Annotated in this window: 18 protein-coding genes; 14 read left to right on the top strand and 4 right to left on the bottom strand. The window is 47.8% G+C overall.

What is annotated here, in order from left to right:
* The first annotated feature begins 334 nt into the window (after positions 1 to 334).
* From NGM62_RS17630 to NGM62_RS17645, 4 genes are all read left to right on the top strand, one after another.
* A complete protein-coding gene (locus tag NGM62_RS17630) occupies positions 335 to 1,021 on the top strand; it encodes a capsular polysaccharide synthesis protein (RefSeq protein ID WP_262249604.1) in 687 nt (228 codons plus the stop codon).
* Positions 967 to 1,260 carry a capsular polysaccharide synthesis protein gene (locus tag NGM62_RS17635; protein WP_262249605.1) on the top strand — a complete coding sequence of 98 codons (294 nt, stop codon included), beginning with the start codon at positions 967 to 969 and terminating at the stop codon, positions 1,258 to 1,260. The genes NGM62_RS17630 and NGM62_RS17635 overlap by 55 nt, the downstream gene beginning before the upstream one ends.
* Positions 1,257 to 2,873, top strand: coding sequence for a glycosyltransferase family 2 protein (locus tag NGM62_RS17640; RefSeq protein WP_262249606.1), 1,617 nt, complete (start codon positions 1,257 to 1,259; stop codon positions 2,871 to 2,873). Before NGM62_RS17635 ends, NGM62_RS17640 begins: the two co-directional genes overlap by 4 nt.
* A 66-nt stretch (positions 2,874 to 2,939) precedes the next feature.
* Entirely contained in the window at positions 2,940 to 3,923 is a 984-nt protein-coding gene (locus NGM62_RS17645; RefSeq protein ID WP_262249607.1) for a capsular polysaccharide synthesis protein, read from the top strand.
* A gap of 60 nt (positions 3,924 to 3,983) precedes the next feature.
* Here NGM62_RS17645 and NGM62_RS17650 read toward each other — a convergent pair whose 3' ends face one another.
* On the bottom strand, positions 3,984 to 4,670 hold the full coding sequence (locus NGM62_RS17650) for a phosphatase PAP2 family protein (protein ID WP_262249608.1): 687 nt from the start codon (positions 4,668 to 4,670) through the stop codon (positions 3,984 to 3,986).
* Between the two features lie 29 nt (positions 4,671 to 4,699).
* Positions 4,700 to 5,509, bottom strand: a complete 810-nt coding sequence (locus tag NGM62_RS17655) for a glycosyltransferase family 2 protein (RefSeq protein ID WP_262249609.1) — start codon at positions 5,507 to 5,509, stop codon at positions 4,700 to 4,702.
* A 361-nt stretch (positions 5,510 to 5,870) separates the two neighbouring features.
* Between NGM62_RS17655 and NGM62_RS17660 the strand changes: the two genes are divergently transcribed.
* Genes NGM62_RS17660 through NGM62_RS17670 form a run of 3 tightly spaced genes read left to right on the top strand, consistent with a single transcriptional unit; the run spans position 5,871 to position 8,972 of the window.
* Complete coding sequence (locus tag NGM62_RS17660) at positions 5,871 to 6,368, top strand: SixA phosphatase family protein (protein ID WP_262249610.1); 498 nt, start codon at positions 5,871 to 5,873, stop codon at positions 6,366 to 6,368.
* Between the two features lie 60 nt (positions 6,369 to 6,428).
* Positions 6,429 to 8,435 (top strand): thioredoxin domain-containing protein, encoded by a 2,007-nt coding sequence (locus tag NGM62_RS17665; protein ID WP_262249611.1) that lies wholly within the window; start codon positions 6,429 to 6,431, stop codon positions 8,433 to 8,435.
* Between the two features lie 39 nt (positions 8,436 to 8,474).
* Positions 8,475 to 8,972: an FKBP-type peptidyl-prolyl cis-trans isomerase gene (locus tag NGM62_RS17670; protein ID WP_262249612.1), complete on the top strand. Its 498-nt coding sequence runs from the start codon at positions 8,475 to 8,477 to the stop codon at positions 8,970 to 8,972.
* Between the two features lie 10 nt (positions 8,973 to 8,982).
* On the opposite strand, the gene mnmD is transcribed toward NGM62_RS17670, so the two are convergent.
* Entirely contained in the window at positions 8,983 to 9,651 is a 669-nt protein-coding gene (mnmD, locus tag NGM62_RS17675; RefSeq protein ID WP_262249613.1) for a tRNA (5-methylaminomethyl-2-thiouridine)(34)-methyltransferase MnmD, read from the bottom strand.
* A gap of 45 nt (positions 9,652 to 9,696) precedes the next feature.
* Here mnmD and NGM62_RS17680 point away from each other — a divergent pair, with 45 nt between their 5' ends.
* Entirely contained in the window at positions 9,697 to 10,965 is a 1,269-nt protein-coding gene (locus tag NGM62_RS17680) for a dicarboxylate/amino acid:cation symporter (RefSeq protein WP_262249614.1), read from the top strand.
* Positions 10,952 to 11,371: an alternative ribosome rescue aminoacyl-tRNA hydrolase ArfB gene (arfB, locus tag NGM62_RS17685; RefSeq protein ID WP_262249615.1), complete on the top strand. Its 420-nt coding sequence runs from the start codon at positions 10,952 to 10,954 to the stop codon at positions 11,369 to 11,371. Before NGM62_RS17680 ends, arfB begins: the two co-directional genes overlap by 14 nt.
* On the opposite strand, the gene NGM62_RS17690 is transcribed toward arfB, so the two are convergent.
* Positions 11,368 to 12,330: a lipid A deacylase LpxR family protein gene (locus tag NGM62_RS17690; RefSeq protein WP_262249616.1), complete on the bottom strand. Its 963-nt coding sequence runs from the start codon at positions 12,328 to 12,330 to the stop codon at positions 11,368 to 11,370. The two genes, arfB and NGM62_RS17690, sit on opposite strands and share 4 nt — an antisense overlap.
* 164 nt (positions 12,331 to 12,494) lie before the next feature.
* Between NGM62_RS17690 and NGM62_RS17695 the strand changes: the two genes are divergently transcribed.
* The 5 genes from NGM62_RS17695 to NGM62_RS17715 all read left to right on the top strand — a co-directional run.
* Positions 12,495 to 12,932 carry a cytochrome c maturation protein CcmE gene (locus tag NGM62_RS17695; RefSeq protein ID WP_262249617.1) on the top strand — a complete coding sequence of 146 codons (438 nt, stop codon included), beginning with the start codon at positions 12,495 to 12,497 and terminating at the stop codon, positions 12,930 to 12,932.
* A 9-nt stretch (positions 12,933 to 12,941) separates the two neighbouring features.
* A complete protein-coding gene (ccsA, locus tag NGM62_RS17700; protein WP_262249618.1) occupies positions 12,942 to 15,392 on the top strand; it encodes a cytochrome c biogenesis protein CcsA in 2,451 nt (816 codons plus the stop codon).
* The gene (locus tag NGM62_RS17705; protein ID WP_262249619.1) at positions 15,392 to 16,147 is read left to right on the top strand and encodes a Rossmann-like and DUF2520 domain-containing protein; all 756 of its coding nucleotides are present in this window, start codon (positions 15,392 to 15,394) and stop codon (positions 16,145 to 16,147) included. The genes ccsA and NGM62_RS17705 overlap by 1 nt, the downstream gene beginning before the upstream one ends.
* A gap of 53 nt (positions 16,148 to 16,200) precedes the next feature.
* Complete coding sequence (locus tag NGM62_RS17710; protein ID WP_262249620.1) at positions 16,201 to 16,653, top strand: SRPBCC domain-containing protein; 453 nt, start codon at positions 16,201 to 16,203, stop codon at positions 16,651 to 16,653.
* A 3-nt stretch (positions 16,654 to 16,656) separates the two neighbouring features.
* The coding region (locus NGM62_RS17715) for a DUF1801 domain-containing protein (protein WP_262249621.1) at positions 16,657 to 17,619 on the top strand (963 nt) is incomplete at its 3' end.

A 17,619-nucleotide genomic window follows, 5' to 3' on the forward strand; every position in this document is an offset into this window, starting at 1 on the left:
GCATTGAAGCAACCATAAATATGTGTTTCGTAGATATTTCCGAAACGCCTGTACAATTCCCTGAAAAGTAGATTTTCCAAAAGCACACCCCTGTTTCCTGAAAATCGTTCCGCCGTTCAGTACATTTGATGATGTATTGATCGGTTGAGATACCCGTCCCACAGCTGTTGAGAAGAAGAATTAACACACCGTTAACCGTAGAAGTGGTGATACGGCTTTTGATTTCCTCTTCAAAGACTTATCTTTGGACAAAAATGGGCAACCCAAGTGCAACAAAGAGAACCAATAGAACATAGTGGTCGCCACTGAACCATTATCCGACAAAAATATTTGCATGAGTTGTTCACGGAAATTCACCCAACTTCGTATAAAAACCGCTGTATTTTTAAGCCGATTTATCGGCTGGCTGCGAAGTGGCGATACTAAAAGGAACAAACACAAGGGCGAATTACTTAAAGCAAAAATATTGACGGATTATTTTTCTCGGAAATACCTACCAGCAACCGACTATCTGGTTCGAAAAGAAGTGACAGTGGCGAGCCCAGAAACAATCTGGCAGTTTTGGGATAACCCTTCGGGACGGATGACACCTCGAATTGTGAAGGCTTCGCTGGAAAGCGTCGATAGGTTTAAAGGAAACTTCGAACATAAGGTACTTGATCGCTCTACCATGGGTGAGTATTCGGATCTGCCCGGCTATGTTTTAGATAAATTCGAAAAAGGGCAAATTGATCATACCCATTTTTCCGATTTGCTAAGGCTGAACTTATTGAAAAACCATGGCGGAGTCTGGTTGGACGCAACGGGTTACATGACCGATTTTATACCTGAGTATATTCTTGAGGAAGAGTTCTTCATGTTTCTGACGGGAGAGCGAACTCATTTTCCTTATTCGTTTATACAAAGCTGTTTCATTCGTGCCAAAAGAAGTAGTTTTTTGTGTGATGCGTGGTATCGCATGTGTGTGTGGCATATTGGGAAAAAGAGACAAGAAGAATCGACTATTTCCAAATCCATTTAATGTTTAAAGCATTGGTAGAGAAGAACCGGAAAGCAGGTAATCTGTTTGAAAAAATGCCTCATGTCTCAGAGGACGGCATCCAGCAGCTTGTAGGAGACAAGCTACTGGAGAAATTCGATAAAAATGAGTGGGACAGCATAAAAAAAGCATCATTTTTTCAAAAAACAACTTATAAAGTGCCAACGGGAATTGATTACTCCGGTACGTATTTCGCAGAATTAAGCAAGGGACAGGTATGAAAATGAATCAAAAAATCAGTGTAATCATTCCTGTTTATAATGCAGGAAAATATTTGTTGCCAACATTGAATTCCATTCGCTTTCAAACCTACCGAAATTTGGAAATTATTTGCGTGTTGGACGATCCGAGTGATAATTCTGCTGAAATCGCCACCCGAATTGCAGCTGAAGACGCGCGCGTTAAATTGGTTGTGCACTCGGAGAACCGAGGATTACCCCGCGCGAGGAACTCGGGCGTCGAAAATGCAACGGGTGAATATATCCATTTTATGGATTCGGACGATCTGATAAATCACGATTTTTACGAAATTCTGTTGAACGCGGCAAATGAAACGGGCGCGGATGTTTGCGCTTGTTCGGTGTTTTACGAGAGGAAACCGAAACAAAGCATTTGGTTCGCGGATGATGAAGTTATAACTGGTCGAAATAAGATTCATAAATCCGAAGTTCTGTATCGGGGTTGGGTATGGAGATATTTAATCAAAAAGAGCTTTTGGGACGAGCACGGTTTTCTATTTCCGGATTTCATCCCAATGCAAGATATCGTTGTTGCTATCTCAATCGTACATCATGCAAATAAACTAGCGGTTTGTCGGGATGCCGTGTATTTTTATAAAAATAGAAGCTCTTCCATCCTGAACCGAAACAGAAGCAGTGACAATCCGCAGCAAAAGAAACAATGGAAAGAAAATGTACGAACTGCAAAAAGGACGATAAAAGACTTAATCCGGGATTATAAAATCAAGCGCCCCGCCAAAGCAGTTCTCCGGCTAAAAGAACGTATCACGGGAAAATATACCTGCGATAACAACCCGATAAAATACGGCAAATTTGATAAAAAAATCAGTGTAATCATGCCGGTGTACAATGTTGAAAGATATTTGTTACGGGCGTTGAATTCCGTTCGTTTCCAAACCTATAGCAATTTGGAGGTTATTTGCGTGTTGGACTGCCCGACTGATGGTTCCACCGAAATCGCCACCCGGGTTGCAGCAGAAGACCCGCGCATTAAATTGGTTGAGCACTCAGAAAACAGAGGCTTGCCCACCGCAAGAAATTCGGGCGTTGAACATGCAACAGGAGAATATATCCATTTTATGGATTCGGACGACTGGCTTAGCCCTGATTTTTATGAAACATTGATTCATGGTGTGGAAGAAGCCCAAGCCGACGTTGCAGCCTGCTCGGTTTTTTATGAAAAAAAACCAATAAAAAGTATTTGGTTCCGGAAAAGCGAAGCCTTAGTGGATACCAACGATAAATTGGAGAAGACAGAAGTAACCATACGTGGATGGGCATGGCGGTACTTGATTAGGCGGGAATTTTGGAACCAACAGCATCTTTCGTTCCCCGATTTGGTGCCCAAGGAAGACACGCCTGCTATGGTCGAAATGATTTATTATGCCAACAAGGTGGCCCTCTGTCCCGGTGCTTTGTATTACTACAAAAATCGGGAAGGCTCTATCCTCAACAAAAAGCATGACCCGGTCCGTGAAAAGCAAAGCAGTGAAAATCGCCGGAAAGCACGTGGCGTTATAAAAGATTTTATGGAAGCAAATGAGATTAAACGGCCGAGTAGGCTGAGGTATTACCTAAAGAAATATATTGCTTAACAGCGGGTGTTCCGGGAACAGTAAGGTCAAAAATAAGGCGGACGGTAAAATAAACGTAGTAGAGAAATGAAACAGCTGTTGCAAAACACGGTCAGGGAAGCAGCGTTTTTCTTCAGAAAAATCAGCAGCAAGCCAAAACAGCTGAAAAAGGCTAGAAAAGCGAAAAGGGATTTGCTTTTACAAGCCGAAGTGGCGGGGAAATTAGATGGTTATATCGCGGAATTTTTAACAGGGAAAATAGAAAAGGTGGTGACGGTTGCCAAAAAGCCCGAACTGGTCGGAAAAAAAATAACCTGGCAGTTTTGGCAACAGGGAGTAGATGAAGACATACCTAAAATTGTGAAGATCTGCTTGGATTCCGTGAAAAAGCACAACAACGGATACGAGGTAGTTGTATTATCGAAAGATACATTACACGAGTATGTTGATGAATTACCCGATCTGGTCTGGGAGAAATTCGGTACGGGTGGATTTGATTTTCCCAAAATAGCGAATCTTGTTCGATTACAACTGCTTTCGGCTTATGGAGGTGTTTGGCTCGATTCGACCATCTACCTGACGAAACCGCTGGAGATGGACTGGCTCCAACAAGACTTTTTTGCGCTTCAACGTGCCGAAACCCCACCTCCTGATGCGTCTTTTTTCAATAAAAGTGACCCCTTATTTTTTAGTTGGAATCCAAATCACCAAGTCAAGTTGCTCAACTCCTTTATCGTAGCGAAACCGCACCATAAAATTATTGACGATTTGCTTTCCATTCATCTTGAGTATTGGAAAAGAGAGCCGGAAATCAATCATTATTTCTTTTTTCAAATCATGTTCAACCGTATGATACGGAATCCGGAATGGAAGAGTTTGAATTGTGAGATTGTTGGGCATACCGATTGTCACAAGCTACAAGTCGCTGCGTTCGATAAATTTGATCGTAAGGTTTATGAGGAAGCCGTCGCAAAATGTAACATGCATAAACTATCGCTCTATCTCTCCAAAAAAAGACTGCCTGCCGGGTCGTTTGCCGATGTTATCATTAACCAGCGAAACGAGAAGTAGAACGATGTTCTCGAAGAACGCTGTGCTCAGAAGTAATGATAGCTGGGTTGAAAAGACTGATCAAGGAAAGAACACGCCGAAAAGTACAACACCAAGAAAATAGGCCGTAAACGCTAGAGCTAATATTTTTCCGTGTTGCGGGGAATAGATTCGCGTTTTTTCAGAAGAATCCAGATGAAAAAGTTTTTTCCGGAGAGATGCGAATACGGCGTACGAAATCGTTGCTATGAGTATGCCTGCCAATACACCGCCTACAACATCCGAAATGAAGTGCACCCCGAGGTAAATCCGGGAATAACTGATTAGCGTTGCCCAAACAAGTGACACGAGCGTTACCCAGCGGTTTCGGAATACCAACGACAAAAAAACAGCAAAACCGAAGCTGTTTGTCGCATGTCCTGAAATGAAACTGAACCCGCCACCTCGATGCTCATTCACCATATCCACGAAGTCTTTGAAATCAGGATGGTGGGTAGGGCGGAGCCGTTCAAAAAAGGGCTTCACCAATCCAGATGAAAATTGGTCGCACACAACAATCATCAAGATGAAGAAAATCAACACAAGTGCCGCTTCTTTTTTCAACGTTTTGTAAAAAAGAAACAGTGCCACAAATACATAGAATGGAAACCATGCACTAGTTCTGCTTACGATCCACATCACATTGTCCCAAAAAACAGAGTTGCTACCATTTAACAGGAAAAACAGGTCGCGCTCATAAGGGAGTAGGTTCTCTATGAATTCTTTCACTGCTGGCTTTTTTGGTCAGGAGACAGGAGTTAAACGATATTTCTGAATGACTCAGGAAGCTTTACAACTAATTTCCAATTTGCCATCGTGGGCTTATTCCATGCATATGGCGGCCTGACCCATGCCTGGACAGTGCGTGCCCATGGGAACCATACGTCTCCCTGCTGGGCCTTTTTTTTAGTCACCATATCAATGGTCTTCGCCCTTTTCATGATGTGGCGCTTGCGTCCCGTTGCCATCCGGTCTTTATCGAGGAATCGTTGCTGAATGATATCGTAATCAACAGAGCCAAAATGTAGTAAATATAGGTTGGGGTCGATGTTGAAGTTATGTCCTAAAACCCGGTGGAAGCCGGAACCCCAACTGACTGGGCTTGATATGACCGACGGTTTGGTATATCGTGCGGATACCAAAGCATACTGCCGTTGCGTGAGAAAAGGCAATGTGTCGTCAAGCTTAGCCTCTTCGCCCAACTTCTGTCCAACATCCAAGCCTAGGCCCGATACCGAAGGTGCAATCTTAATTTCGCTTAGGTATTCGACCAATGTTTTTCCGCAGCGAGGGTCCACGGCCAGGAATTCATCTGCGTCTGCGCCGATGACCAAATCGTAGTGTTGGAGCAAGCGCCCTGCCACTTTGGAAAGAAATCCTAAGCGGCGCTTCTCAGCGCGGACAACATGTTCCACAACGCGCTTTTCATGCTTTACATTCACCTTTCCAGCATTTTTCGGGATGGGCTGATCCTCGCCGTCGAGGAAGATATACAGGTGTTCTTCCCCAAGGTGTTTTGCGTAATAGTCAATCCAACGGGTTAAGAAGAAATCGTCGTTCCGGGCCATGGTTATGGCACATATTTTTTTATTTTACTCATTTTCAGCAAAAAAAATCAGCAAATACAAAGTAAAGCCTAGCCTGTATTTTTTTCCAAACTCATTTGCTCGACGCACTGTTAGGAAAAGCAACCAGCAGCTGCAATGCCCTAATCGTCGAATAAACGTCCACTCGGCGTTGAAGCTGCTAAGTTAAACAGCCTGTATTTAGAGGATGTTATGTTATCATGAAGCTTATGTGGTTCTATGGTGTGCCCGGGGCTAAAAGCGAGATGTTTTTTTCGTATTTCGTATGTTTTTCGTAAATCGGTACGAGGGTTGCAGTATGTCTTATCTTTTGGTAACTTAATTAGACAGAGGGGGGTGTATCATGGCCAAGCATTTATTCATCGTCAGGCACGCAAAATCGGATTGGGGCTTCGACGTAAGTGATTTCGACCGGCCGCTCAACTCGCGTGGATTCAAAAACGCACCGAGAATGGCCAAACGGCTGGCCGATCATGCCGTGAAACCCCAACTGCTGGTCAGTAGCCCGGCAAAACGGGCCATTACAACGGCGCAGATTTTCGCCGAATCCCTGGACATCCCTGTGAATGAGATAAAACTCGAGCCTCGGATATACGAAGCCTTGCCCAATACATTGCTGCAAATCGTCTGCGAATTGGACAATAGTGTTGATAGTGTAGCCTTTTTTGGACATAATCCAGGGCTTACCCTGCTGGTCAATTACCTGGCTGACGACTCGGTTTATAACCTTACCACGTGTAGTATCGTCCATATCCGTTTCGATAATGTACCCGATTGGGCCTCGATATCCGGCGGGATGGGAACTAAGGTTTGGTATACAGATCCAGGCAAAGAAGTTTAGTCAAAGATAGCGTTGCGCTGTTTGCTATGTTCTGCAGAAAAACCTTAACTTTACCCCCAAATGCCGAATAAACTCCATAACGAGACCTCGCCATACTTGAGGCAACACCAATTTAATCCCGTTGAGTGGTATCCTTGGGGGGAGGAGGCCTTGCAAAAAGCCAAAGCAGAAAACAAACTCATTATCGTTAGTATCGGTTACTCGGCGTGCCATTGGTGCCATGTGATGGAGCGGGAAAGCTTCGAGGATGAATCTATCGCTGCTTTGATGAATCAACATTTCGTGTCCATCAAGGTAGACCGCGAGGAAAGGCCCGATATCGACCAGATATACATGGTGGCCGTGCAGCTGATGACAGGACAGGGTGGATGGCCACTGAACTGTGTGTGCTTGCCCGACGGCCGGCCGATTTATGGGGGGACTTATTTCCCGCCCCAGTATTGGAAGGAATTCTTGCAACAACTGGTAACCATGTGGGAGAAAAGCCCTGAATTGGCTTACGAGTATGCGGAACGGCTTACGGACGGTATCCAGCAAAGTGAGCAGCTACCCATTGCGCCGGTCCCCGAAACTTATTCCAAGGAAGATTTAGCGAATATTGTTACGCCTTGGAAAAAACGCTTTGATACCGAAGAGGGTGGACACCGCGGTGCGCCTAAGTTTCCGCTGCCCAACAACTGGCTGTTTTTACTGCGTTATGGTGTGCTGATGGATGACCCCGGGGTAGTCGACCATGTACACTTCACCCTCCGCAAAATAGCTTCGGGTGGGATCTATGACCACGTGGGAGGGGGCTTCGCACGCTATTCCGTAGATGAACATTGGCATATTCCGCATTTTGAGAAAATGCTCTATGATAATGCACAGCTGGTGAGCCTTTTTGCCGAAGCATGGCAACAACGACCCATAACTCAGTATAAACGTGTAGTGAGCGAAACGCTGCAATGGGTGCAGCGTGAGATGACCAGCCCCGAAGGCGGCTTTTACTGTGCCCTGGATGCCGACAGTGAAGGTGTGGAAGGAAAATTCTATACGTTTCAGCAACAAGAAATCAACGAAGTGCTCGGCGATGATGCAACGCTGTTTATTCGCTATTTTGGGGTTACTGACATTGGCAACTGGGAGGAAGAGCATACCAACGTACTTAAAATCGACATCGACGCCGACAACATGGCTCAGGAAGCAGGCTTTTCCGAGACAGAGTGGGAGGCCTTCCTGGCCGACGCAAAGCGTAGATTGCTCGACTACCGGAACAACCGCGTGCGCCCCGGGTTGGACGATAAACTGATAACCGCTTGGAATGCGATGATGCTGAAAGGGTTTGTGGATGCTTACCGGGTTTTTGGCGTTTCCGCGTACCTCGACGTGGCATTGGCCAACGCGGCGTTCATCGAAGCACAGCTATACGCCGCAGAGGGCGGTTTATGGCGCCAGCCACCCGCAAAAGGTAAGGGTATCCCGGGCTTCCTGGACGACTATGCCTTTACGATCGAAGCTTATATCGCTTTATACGAGGCAACATTCGATGAGACTTGGCTCCACCAGGCGAAGCGGTTGGTGGAGTATGTCTTAACCAACTTTTATGATGAAGAGGCCTCCGTGTTTTATTATACGTCGGCACATGCCGAGCAGCTCATTGCCCGGAAAACGGAAACCATGGACAATGTGATCTCTTCTTCCACCTCTACCATTGCCCGGCAGCTCCGCTGGCTTGGACTGGCGTTTGATGAGCCGCGGTATACAGCTATTGCAAACCAGCAATTGGCCAATGTTGTGCCACATATCGCTGCCTATGGATCGGCTTATGCCAACTGGGCAATCCAGTTGCTGGACGAGGTAGCCGGAACCTTGGAAGTAGTGCTGACCGGCCCAGAGTGGTTGGACTTGCGCCGGGAGCTGGACAGGCATTACGTGCCCAACAAAATGATCTTGGGGGGAACAAAAGGAACCCTTCCATTGTTGGCAGGACGGATAAGCGCTGTAACAAGAGCGTATGTGTGCCGCAACAAAACATGCAGTCTGCCGGTGGAGCAGGCAGACAGATTAATGCAATTAATTACAAATTGATAAACAGGTCGTGTAATGTGCGGCCATAACTTTAAACAAATGACTATAGCACCCAACAGCGTGGTAACGCTGACTTACAAACTCCACACCGTTGAAGATGGTGAAAAAACTTTCGTCGAAGAAGCCGGCAAAGACAATCCGCTGGACTTTCTGTTCGGAGTGGGCATGATGTTACCGAAGTTCGAAGAAAATATCGCTGGTTTGGGAGCTGGGGATACCAAAGATTTTGAATTGGCTGCCGTAGACGCATACGGCGAAATCAATGAACAAGCCATTGCACCGCTGCCAGCCGACATGTTTAAGGAAAGCGGCCTTCCCGCCGTTGGTGAAATTTTACCGCTTCAGGACAATCAGGGTAACCAGTTCCGTGGTAAAGTAACCGAAGTAAGCCCCGAAACGGTGGTGGTAGATCTGAACCACCCAATGGCCGGGCAGAACCTGCATTTCGCTATTGAAGTATTGTCCGTCCGTGAAGCCACGGAAGAGGAGCTGTCCCACGGACATTCGCACGGGCCTGACGGTACGCACGGGCATTAATCGGTACGATTTATTCTTTGGTTGCCCGGAGCATCTCTCTTTTACCAGGTGCTCCGGGTACTTTTTCTACGGTGAACCCGAAAGATTTCAGCACCCGTTTGAGATTGCCGGTAATGGCATAGGTGACAAACACCCCACCCGGTTTCAAAAAAGTACATACATGCCGTAATGTTTCTTCCGTCCACATCTCCGGTTGATGTACCGCCGCAAAGGCATCGAAATACAAGACATCAAAGTGCTTTTCGGTAGTGAACTCCAGTGCCGGGCAAGGGGCGATCTGCAGCACGCAACCCTCTCCGATTACTTGCGGAGCCGTTAAACAATCCTTATAATGGGAGAGGAAGGACTGCCACAACGCCGGAGACACATAATCACCATATCCGGTTTGGGCCAGCGTGTCGGCCGGTAACGGATACGCTTCTACGCCCGTGTAATCAAGGTCGGAACCGTCCGCATGGCAGTGGTCCGCTGTCAGCAGAAAATTAAGTCCTGTGCCAAACCCTATTTCGAGCACAGTGACCGCTGGTGGATGGTGTAGAGACATGAAATGCTTTAGTCCCATGCCGAGGAACACATGCTTGCTTTCCTGCACCGCGCCGTGGCGTGAATGGTAATGCTCGCCGATGCGCGGATGGTATAGTGTTTTGGAACCGTCAGACGTGATAACAAATTCGACCATGTGGTGCAAACTTAAAATAAATTCCTTTACTTTAGCTGCCTAAATATGGAAAGACAATCACCCCGATTCCTAGCAAATTACGGTAGCATTTTACTGCTATTGCTTGGTATTGTTGTGGGAAGCATCATTGGTGGATTTTTCCCGGGGACGGTGGTTTGGCTCAAACCCCTTGGTGATATTTTCCTCAATCTGCTGTTTGCCGCGGTTATCCCCCTGCTGTTTTTCGCTATCGCATCGGCCGTTGCAAACATTGATAGCTCACAGAAATTGGGCCGTATCATTTCGGCGATGGCTGGCGTGTTTCTGGGAACAATTATCATCGCGGCAGTATGTACCATCATTGCGTTATGGTTTTTCCCAGTAGATGCCCCCCAGGCAATGCAGGAAGCCAGTAACGATCTTTTCCAAGGCAACCCGGGCGATACGTGGGGTGATAGGCTTGTGCGGTTTGTTACAGTAGACGAGTTTTACAAGGTACTATCGCGGGAGAATATGCTGGCTTTCGTCATTTTTTCGTTCCTCGTAGGTATTGCCGCCATGCGGGCCGGAAGCGCAGGTAAGTCTTTCCGTAAATTCCTGGTGTCTGGCAATGAAGTGATGAAACATTTGCTTCTCATGATCATGAAGATCGCCCCTGTCGGCCTGGGGGCTTACTTTGCATACCAAGTTGGTACCATCGGGCCGGAGCTTTTCGGGTTTTATGCGAAACCATTGGGTTTGTATTATGCGCTTGGAGCCTTTTATTTCGTAGTCTTTTTCACTATCTACGCCTATATTGCAGGCGGTCGGCCGGGTATCACGCGGTTTTGGAAAAACAACATCCTGCCGTCGGCCACGGCTATCGGAACCTGTAGCAGCATCGCCACCATGCCTATAAACCTATCGGTAGCTCCCAAAATGGGGATACCCCCTGCTGTGGCCAACGTGGTCATCCCGTTGGGAGCCACATTGCATAAAGATGGGTCGTCCATGTCGAGCATTGTCAAGATTTACGTGGCCTTTGTACTTATCGGCAGGGATTTCTTTGAGCCTACAACCCTCCTCACCGCTTTGGGGATTACCGTATTGGTAAGTATCGTGGCCGGTGGTATCCCGAATGGGGGGTATATCGGCGAAATGCTGATGATTTCGGTTTATGGGCTCCCTACCGAAGCGATTCCGGCAGTAATGATCATTGGCACGCTGGTCGACCCCATGGCGACACTGCTCAACGCCACGGGTGATAATGTGGCGGCGATGCTGGTTGGGCGGTTTGCTGGTGGTAAAAGCAGGTTGAATATAGATAGGGGATTAAAGACGGATGACGCTGATTGAACGGATTGACGCTGATTTATTGCTGCCCTTCGTGCAATTCCAAACATCGCGGAGCGGAGGTGCCGGCGGCCAGCACGTCAACAAGGTGGAAACCAAAGTTACCCTGCTGTTCGATATTGCCGCAGCAACCATATTTTCCGAAGAAGAGAAAGCACGCATCCGGAAACGCTTATCCAATCGCCTGCAGGCGGAAGGCCTCCTGCAGATCAGTAGCCAGGAAACCCGCAGCCAATTGCGTAACAAGGAACTCGCAATCCAAAAGCTCGTCGAGTTGCTTTCGAATGCCCTGAAGACCGAGAAGCCACGCAAAGCGACCAAGCCCTCCAAAGCGGCCGTGCAGAAACGCCTCGACGCCAAGCGGCGTCAGGCACTGCGGAAAATCAACCGGAAGAAAGATTGGTTTTAAAACCGATACCCCAAACCTACCGACCCATAACGGTGGCGGAAAAACATCCCCGGGACTTCCTTGGTATAGAAAATATACTTGAAATGGAGGGAAAGTGCGTTTTTTGCATACATTACGCCGATATGATTATACCATACCCAACGTGCAGGGGTATAGGTAACCGGACCTTTATTGTGTAAGAACATCCCTCCTTGTAGGGTGGCATCGTAGCCAACGAAATGCAACTGGGGGCGGTAGTACAAGAAAAGCTCTTTGGCAACAGCGGTGCTTCGCGACTGGAGTCTACTCGATGTATAGGCAGATTGGTGGAACGGATTGATGCGGCCGATTCGAAAAGCAGGCGCAACGGAAACACCGGTGTGGTTGAGACCCAGAGTGGCAGCAGCCTGCCCCGACACGTCAAACCATTGGGCTGGATTCCGGTAAAGTAACCCGCCATAATGTGCGGCAACGTCTACACCGAAGGCATTTTCCAGTTGGTACTGCCAGCCAGCGATATCGTAAAGCCGGAATGCTTTATGTATGCTTTCCTGAAACTGCTCACCGAGGGCACGGCTGCCTATTGTGCCGATCTCGGCACTGACCGACATGAACCGTTCGCTAGCAAAATAGCGATCCAAATTGGCGGTGAGAAAAAGATAAGCGGTGATGGGCCGATCAACCTCCTCGATATAACGGATATTGGCCGTGTAGGCATTGTACATTTTCTGCCCGATGGTTAGCCCCCATACCCGGTTGGCTTCATTGGTAGATAACGTGGCGCTGTCTACCGTTTTGCGGATATTAAGGAATATCCCATTGGTATAGTATTGGTCTTGCTTATTGAGTAAATAAAGATCATTGTCATTGCGGAAGTTAAATTCGGTACGGGGACGGTGCTGTGCAATACAGGCCACATGCGCAAACAACAAAGCCGCAGCGGTACAGATTTTCCCAATGCGATGTAGGTGGCTGGTCATTATTCAGTTAGCATAATCAATCGTCCCGAAAGCAAACATACACATTTTTCCACATGTAGTGTTTAGAACGGTTCTAAATGACTCCAATAGCTTGCAATATTCGTACCTTCATTTTGCAATTCGTAATTTTGCATTCCGGTATTAATTCATTGGGGGGTAATGACATGAAGAAAAGTTCAGTAATAGGTATCATCATTATCGCGATTGCCATTGCCATGATTGTGGTGATATACACCGATTCGAGTACTTACTCGACTTTCACCGAAGCGAAAGAGAAGCAAACGGAGCTTTACGTGGTGGGGGTACTCAACAAAGAAAAGGACTTACATTACGAGCCGAAGGTAGACGCCAACCATTTTTCGTTTTACATGTACGACAATGACAGCACGGAATGCCGCGTTGTTTTCCGTGGCGCAAAACCGCAGGATATCGAGCGTTCCGAGCAGATTGTGCTGACGGGTAAGATGGTGGGCGACGAATTCCATGCGAGTAAGATTTTGATGAAATGCCCATCCAAATATAATGAGGATGAGGTAGAAGTGATAGAGGCATCGACGGCTAGCACCACCGTGCCAGGCATGCCAGCAACCGGTAATCGTTAGTATACGTAGATGGATATAGCTTATGTAGGCGAGAGCCTTCTGCCCGGTCAAATCGGGCAGTTCTTTGTCATCCTTTCCTTTGGTTCTGCATTGTTGGCATGCGTAGCGTACTATTTTGCCACAAAGCAACAAGAGGACCGTTCGTGGTTACAAATTGCACGGATCTCCTTCTGGGTCAACTTAGTCTCGGTAATTGCTATTGGCAGTTGCCTATTCTACATTATTTACAATCATTTATTTGAGTACCATTACGCCTGGGCCCATTCGTCAAGATCATTGCCTACTCATTATATTATTTCCAGTTTCTGGGAAGGGCAGGAGGGAAGTTTCTGGCTCTGGATGTTCTGGCAGGCGCTGCTAGGATGTGTGTTGCTGTTTAAAGCCAAGAGTTGGGAAAGGCCGGTGATGACGGTGGTGATGCTCTGTCAGGCGGTGTTGGGATCGATGCTGATCGGTATCGCTGTATTTGGGGAACGTGTGGGAAGTTCGCCTTTTATCCTGTTGAGAAACGCGGTAGAAGCACCGATTTTTTCTGACCCGAATTACCTGGGGATGATTGCAGACGGTACCGGGCTGAACGCCTTGTTGCAAAATTACTGGATGGTTATTCACCCTCCTACCCTATTTCTGGGATTTGCCGCTATGATCGTTCCTTTTGCATATGCTACCGCAGGGTTATGGACGCGGCGCTATAAGGAATGGATTACCCCGGGTTTGCCATGGGCACTCTTCGCGGTGATGACCTTGGGCGCCGGAATCATCATGGGCTCCTTTTGGGCTTATGAAGCACTCAACTTCGGAGGGTTCTGGGCTTGGGACCCGGTAGAAAACGCGTCGATTATCCCTTGGTTCACACTCATAGCCGCCGTACACGTGATGGTGGCCTATAAAAATTCAGGGCATTCTTACTTCACCGCTACCTTCCTCGCTTTGGTGAGCTTCGTATTGGTGATCTACGCCTCTTTCCTTACACGCAGTGGCGTGCTTGGCGAGACCTCGGTGCACTCATTTACCGACTTGGGATTGTATTGGCAACTGGTGGCGTTTAATTTGATTTTCCTCGGCGTGATGGTATACTTCCTGGTGACCCGTAAGCGCGAGATGCCGTCGCACCAAAAAGAGGAGGATATCTATTCACGGGAGTTCTGGCTGTTCATCGGCGCATTGGTGTTGACTGTGGCATGTGTGCAGATCATTGCTTCTACCTCGGTGCCCGTCTTCAATGCAATATTTGGCACAGACGTAGCTCCCCCCATAGATCCGATACAGCATTACAATAAGTGGCAGGCCGGCTTTGCCGTCGTAGTGGCATTGCTATCCGCGTTCACCCAGTTTATGAAATATAAGCGGACCAATGTCCGCCAGTTTTTCACTACCGCTATCATTTCACTGGCAATAGCTGCCGTAATTGCTGCTATCGTGGTATATGTCACTGGCGTATACACCAATTTCATGTATATCCTGATCACGTTCTCAGCTACGTATACCATTGTGGCCAACGGGAAGATACTGGGCGAGGCTATCCGTGGTAAATGGAAGCTTACGGGCTCCGCGGTGGCCCATATCGGCTTTGGATTGTTGCTTATCGGTGCCCTCGTGGCTGCGGCAACCAATGAGGTGATTTCGGTAAATAGCGCCAACTATATTGCCGTGGCAGGCTTTGACCAAGTGGAGAACCCCGGCGATAACCTCTTCCTTACCGAAGGAGAGCCCGTACAGATGGGCGATTACCGCATTACCTACGTGGGCGATAGCGTGGCACCGCCCAATGTGTATTACAAAATCAATTACGAGAAAGTTGATGAGGAGACCGGCCGGGTAACCGAGAGCTTCCAGCTGCGGCCATTTGCACAGAACAACCCGGAAATGGGTGGGCTGATCGGTACGCCGGATACGCGGCACTACCTGACCCACGATATCTATACGCTTATTACCGCAGCGATGTCCGACTCGCATACCCAAGCGCAGGGTGATGCTTCACAAGGCAGCTTTGAAGACTTCGAGGAGCCAGCGGTATATGAAACCAACATCGGTGATACGCTGCGGTACCGCAACGGATATATTGTGGTGGAGGGAATCAACCGGAATGCGACAGTTCAGAACATCCCGCGTAATGAAGACGACATCATCGTTGGCTTGAAGATTAAAGTACATGCCGCTAGTGGCGAAACATATAGTGCCGAACCGGTTTTCTTTATACGTGGGGGCTCTACATTTGACCTTTTCAAGGATGTGGAAGAACAGGGGCTTAGGTTCAGGTTCAGCAACATCATGCCGCAGAAAGATAAACTGGAGTTGATGGTGTACCAGAAGCCCATACCTGAGAAACGGTGGGTGGTGTTCAAAGCTATCAAATTTCCGTACATCAATTTCTTTTGGTGTGGTGCTATCGTGATGACAATCGGCTTCCTGCTATCCATCATACGCCGCAACAAAGAAGTCAAACATCAGAAAGCCTGATGGAGGCCGTACTGCTTGGTAGCGGTAATGTGGCAACCCATCTCGGTAGGGCGTTGGTCGGGGCAGGCCATCGCATTAAGCAGGTTTACAGCCCCACATTGGCCCACGCACGGGCCCTCGCCGAAACGTTGGGTGCCGAGACGATAGCCGACCTTAACGCAATCGATGCGAATGCCGACTTATATATCATTGCGGTAAAGGACGATGCCATAGAAACCGTGGCTGTGCAATTGCCGGCTGCGTTGCGGGGTATGGTGGTGCATACCGCGGGGAGCGTAGCTATGACGGTGTTGGCGGCGCATGCTGCCGACTATGGTGTGCTGTATCCGGTACAGACCTTTTCGAAAGCAAAGGCTGTCGACTTTTCCGCAATCCCCCTTGCGGTAGAAGCTTCGGGAGAAGCGGCCTTGGGACGATTGGAGGCGTTGGCCAATGACCTTTCCAAGCGCGTTTTTCACTGCGATTCGAGGCAGCGCTTGTCGCTGCACGTCGCCGCTGTATTTGCATGTAATTTCGCCAACCACTTCTACGCTATTGCCGCAGATATACTTGATACCCATCGCTTGGACTTCGATCTTATCCGGCCCCTTATCCTCGAGACTGCCCAAAAAGTAATGGAGCACCAGCCTAAGGACGTACAGACCGGGCCTGCCATTCGGAACGATATACAAACCATGGAGAAGCATCTGGAGCTGCTGGGGGAAGATCCTGCATTGGTAGCGCTTTACCGGCTGATCAGCGAACGGATTCGATAAAGAACCTTTCAAATTCCATATGGATTTACGACCTTGGTATAAAATTACAGATCATGGAAGATGTATTGACGGCAAAAGCAACCATCCAAATCTTAAAGCCGGCAGCAGAGGTGTTCGAAGCCATTGTTTCGCCGGATAAGATGAACAAATATTTCATCGAGCACTCGACAGGTAGGTTGGAGACAGGTAAAGAAGTACATTGGAAATTCCCCGAATTTGATGATCGATTTCCCGTTTTGGGGAAGCAAATCAGGCCCTATGAATACATTTCGTTCGATTGGAGCGGCGGCGTGGAAGGGATGCTGGTGGAAATTGCATTGGAAAGCACACCGAGCGGTGCAACCGTAGTGCGTATAGTGGAACGCCAAATGAAGAAGGACGATGCGGGGATACAGCAAGCAATTGGGCAATCCGAAGGTTGGGCAAACTTTCTGGCCTGCTTAAAAGCTTATTTGGAATATGGCATCAATTTACGGAAGGGTGCATTTGATTTCATGAAAGAATAAGTCATGATACATAAATTTTCCAACATCGACGAATACATTGCGGGGTTTGATGCCGATTCCCAACGCATTCTCGAGCATGTCCGACAGATCATCAAAAATGCTGCGCCATCGCACGCCAAAGAGACGATTAGCTACCAGATGCCTACATACCGGTTGAATGGGAACCTGATTCATTTCGCAATGAATAAGAACCATTTGGGGTTATACCCCGGGTCGGCTGCAATCGAAGCATTTACAGCAGACTTGGAAGGTTACCGAACTTCGAAAGGAGCCGTCCAGATTCCATTGGATGGTCCCGTTCCTGAACGATTGATTGCTCGCATCGTCCAGTACAATGTGGAAAAGCTCAAAGATAGGAAGACCCCGGATTGGGGGAAATACCGGGCAAAATGGGCGGAATGCAACGAATTTATGGCCCAGCTAATTTCGAAAGCTCCGCTGGAAAAGGAATTTAAATGGGGTAACGACATCTATACCTACCACGGTAAACACGTTATCGGCTGGAGCGGCTTCAAAGACTTCTTTTCCCTATGGTTCTATAATGGGGTGTTCTTGGAAGATAGGTATCAGGTGTTGGTGAATGCCACTGAAGGGAAAACGAAAGCTCAGCGGCAATGGCGGTTTACCGATGTGGACCAAATGGACGAAAAGAAAATTCTGGCGTATATCGAGGAATCGATACAAACCATCAAAGACGGAAAGGGGATTCGACCTGAGAAGACGGAACAACTGAAGCCCGAAGGGACGCTGAAGCTGGTCTTGGATACGGATAAGCCTTTCAAAGAGGCCTTCGACTCATTGACACCCGGCAGGCAACGCGAATACATTGGGTACATAGAGGAAGCCAAGCAGGAGAAAACAAAGCTTACCCGCATCACGAAAATAAAACCTTTGGTGCTCTCCGGAAAAGGACTGCATGATAAATATGGCTCTATGACGGATAGTGTGGGTAATCGAATTTTAGCT

The sequence above is a fragment of the Parapedobacter soli genome (genome assembly GCF_025460835.1).
Classification (GTDB): domain Bacteria; phylum Bacteroidota; class Bacteroidia; order Sphingobacteriales; family Sphingobacteriaceae; genus Parapedobacter; species Parapedobacter soli.

Bases quoted from the DNA above. Each gene is read 5' to 3' on its own strand.
- NGM62_RS17630 (WP_262249604.1), top strand. From the start codon at position 335: ATGAGTTGTTCACGGAAATTCACCCAACTTCGTATAAAAACCGCTGTA.
- NGM62_RS17640 (WP_262249606.1), top strand. From the start codon at position 1,257: ATGAAAATGAATCAAAAAATCAGTGTAATCATTCCTGTTTATAATGCA.
- NGM62_RS17645 (WP_262249607.1), top strand. From the start codon at position 2,940: ATGAAACAGCTGTTGCAAAACACGGTCAGGGAAGCAGCGTTTTTCTTC.
- NGM62_RS17655 (WP_262249609.1), bottom strand. From the start codon at position 5,509: ATGGCCCGGAACGACGATTTCTTCTTAACCCGTTGGATTGACTATTAC.
- NGM62_RS17660 (WP_262249610.1), top strand. From the start codon at position 5,871: ATGGCCAAGCATTTATTCATCGTCAGGCACGCAAAATCGGATTGGGGC.
- NGM62_RS17665 (WP_262249611.1), top strand. From the start codon at position 6,429: ATGCCGAATAAACTCCATAACGAGACCTCGCCATACTTGAGGCAACAC.
- NGM62_RS17670 (WP_262249612.1), top strand. From the start codon at position 8,475: ATGACTATAGCACCCAACAGCGTGGTAACGCTGACTTACAAACTCCAC.
- mnmD (WP_262249613.1), bottom strand. From the start codon at position 9,651: ATGGTCGAATTTGTTATCACGTCTGACGGTTCCAAAACACTATACCAT.
- NGM62_RS17680 (WP_262249614.1), top strand. From the start codon at position 9,697: ATGGAAAGACAATCACCCCGATTCCTAGCAAATTACGGTAGCATTTTA.
- arfB (WP_262249615.1), top strand. From the start codon at position 10,952: ATGACGCTGATTGAACGGATTGACGCTGATTTATTGCTGCCCTTCGTG.
- NGM62_RS17690 (WP_262249616.1), bottom strand. From the start codon at position 12,330: ATGACCAGCCACCTACATCGCATTGGGAAAATCTGTACCGCTGCGGCT.
- NGM62_RS17695 (WP_262249617.1), top strand. From the start codon at position 12,495: ATGAAGAAAAGTTCAGTAATAGGTATCATCATTATCGCGATTGCCATT.
- ccsA (WP_262249618.1), top strand. From the start codon at position 12,942: ATGGATATAGCTTATGTAGGCGAGAGCCTTCTGCCCGGTCAAATCGGG.
- NGM62_RS17705 (WP_262249619.1), top strand. From the start codon at position 15,392: ATGGAGGCCGTACTGCTTGGTAGCGGTAATGTGGCAACCCATCTCGGT.
- NGM62_RS17710 (WP_262249620.1), top strand. From the start codon at position 16,201: ATGGAAGATGTATTGACGGCAAAAGCAACCATCCAAATCTTAAAGCCG.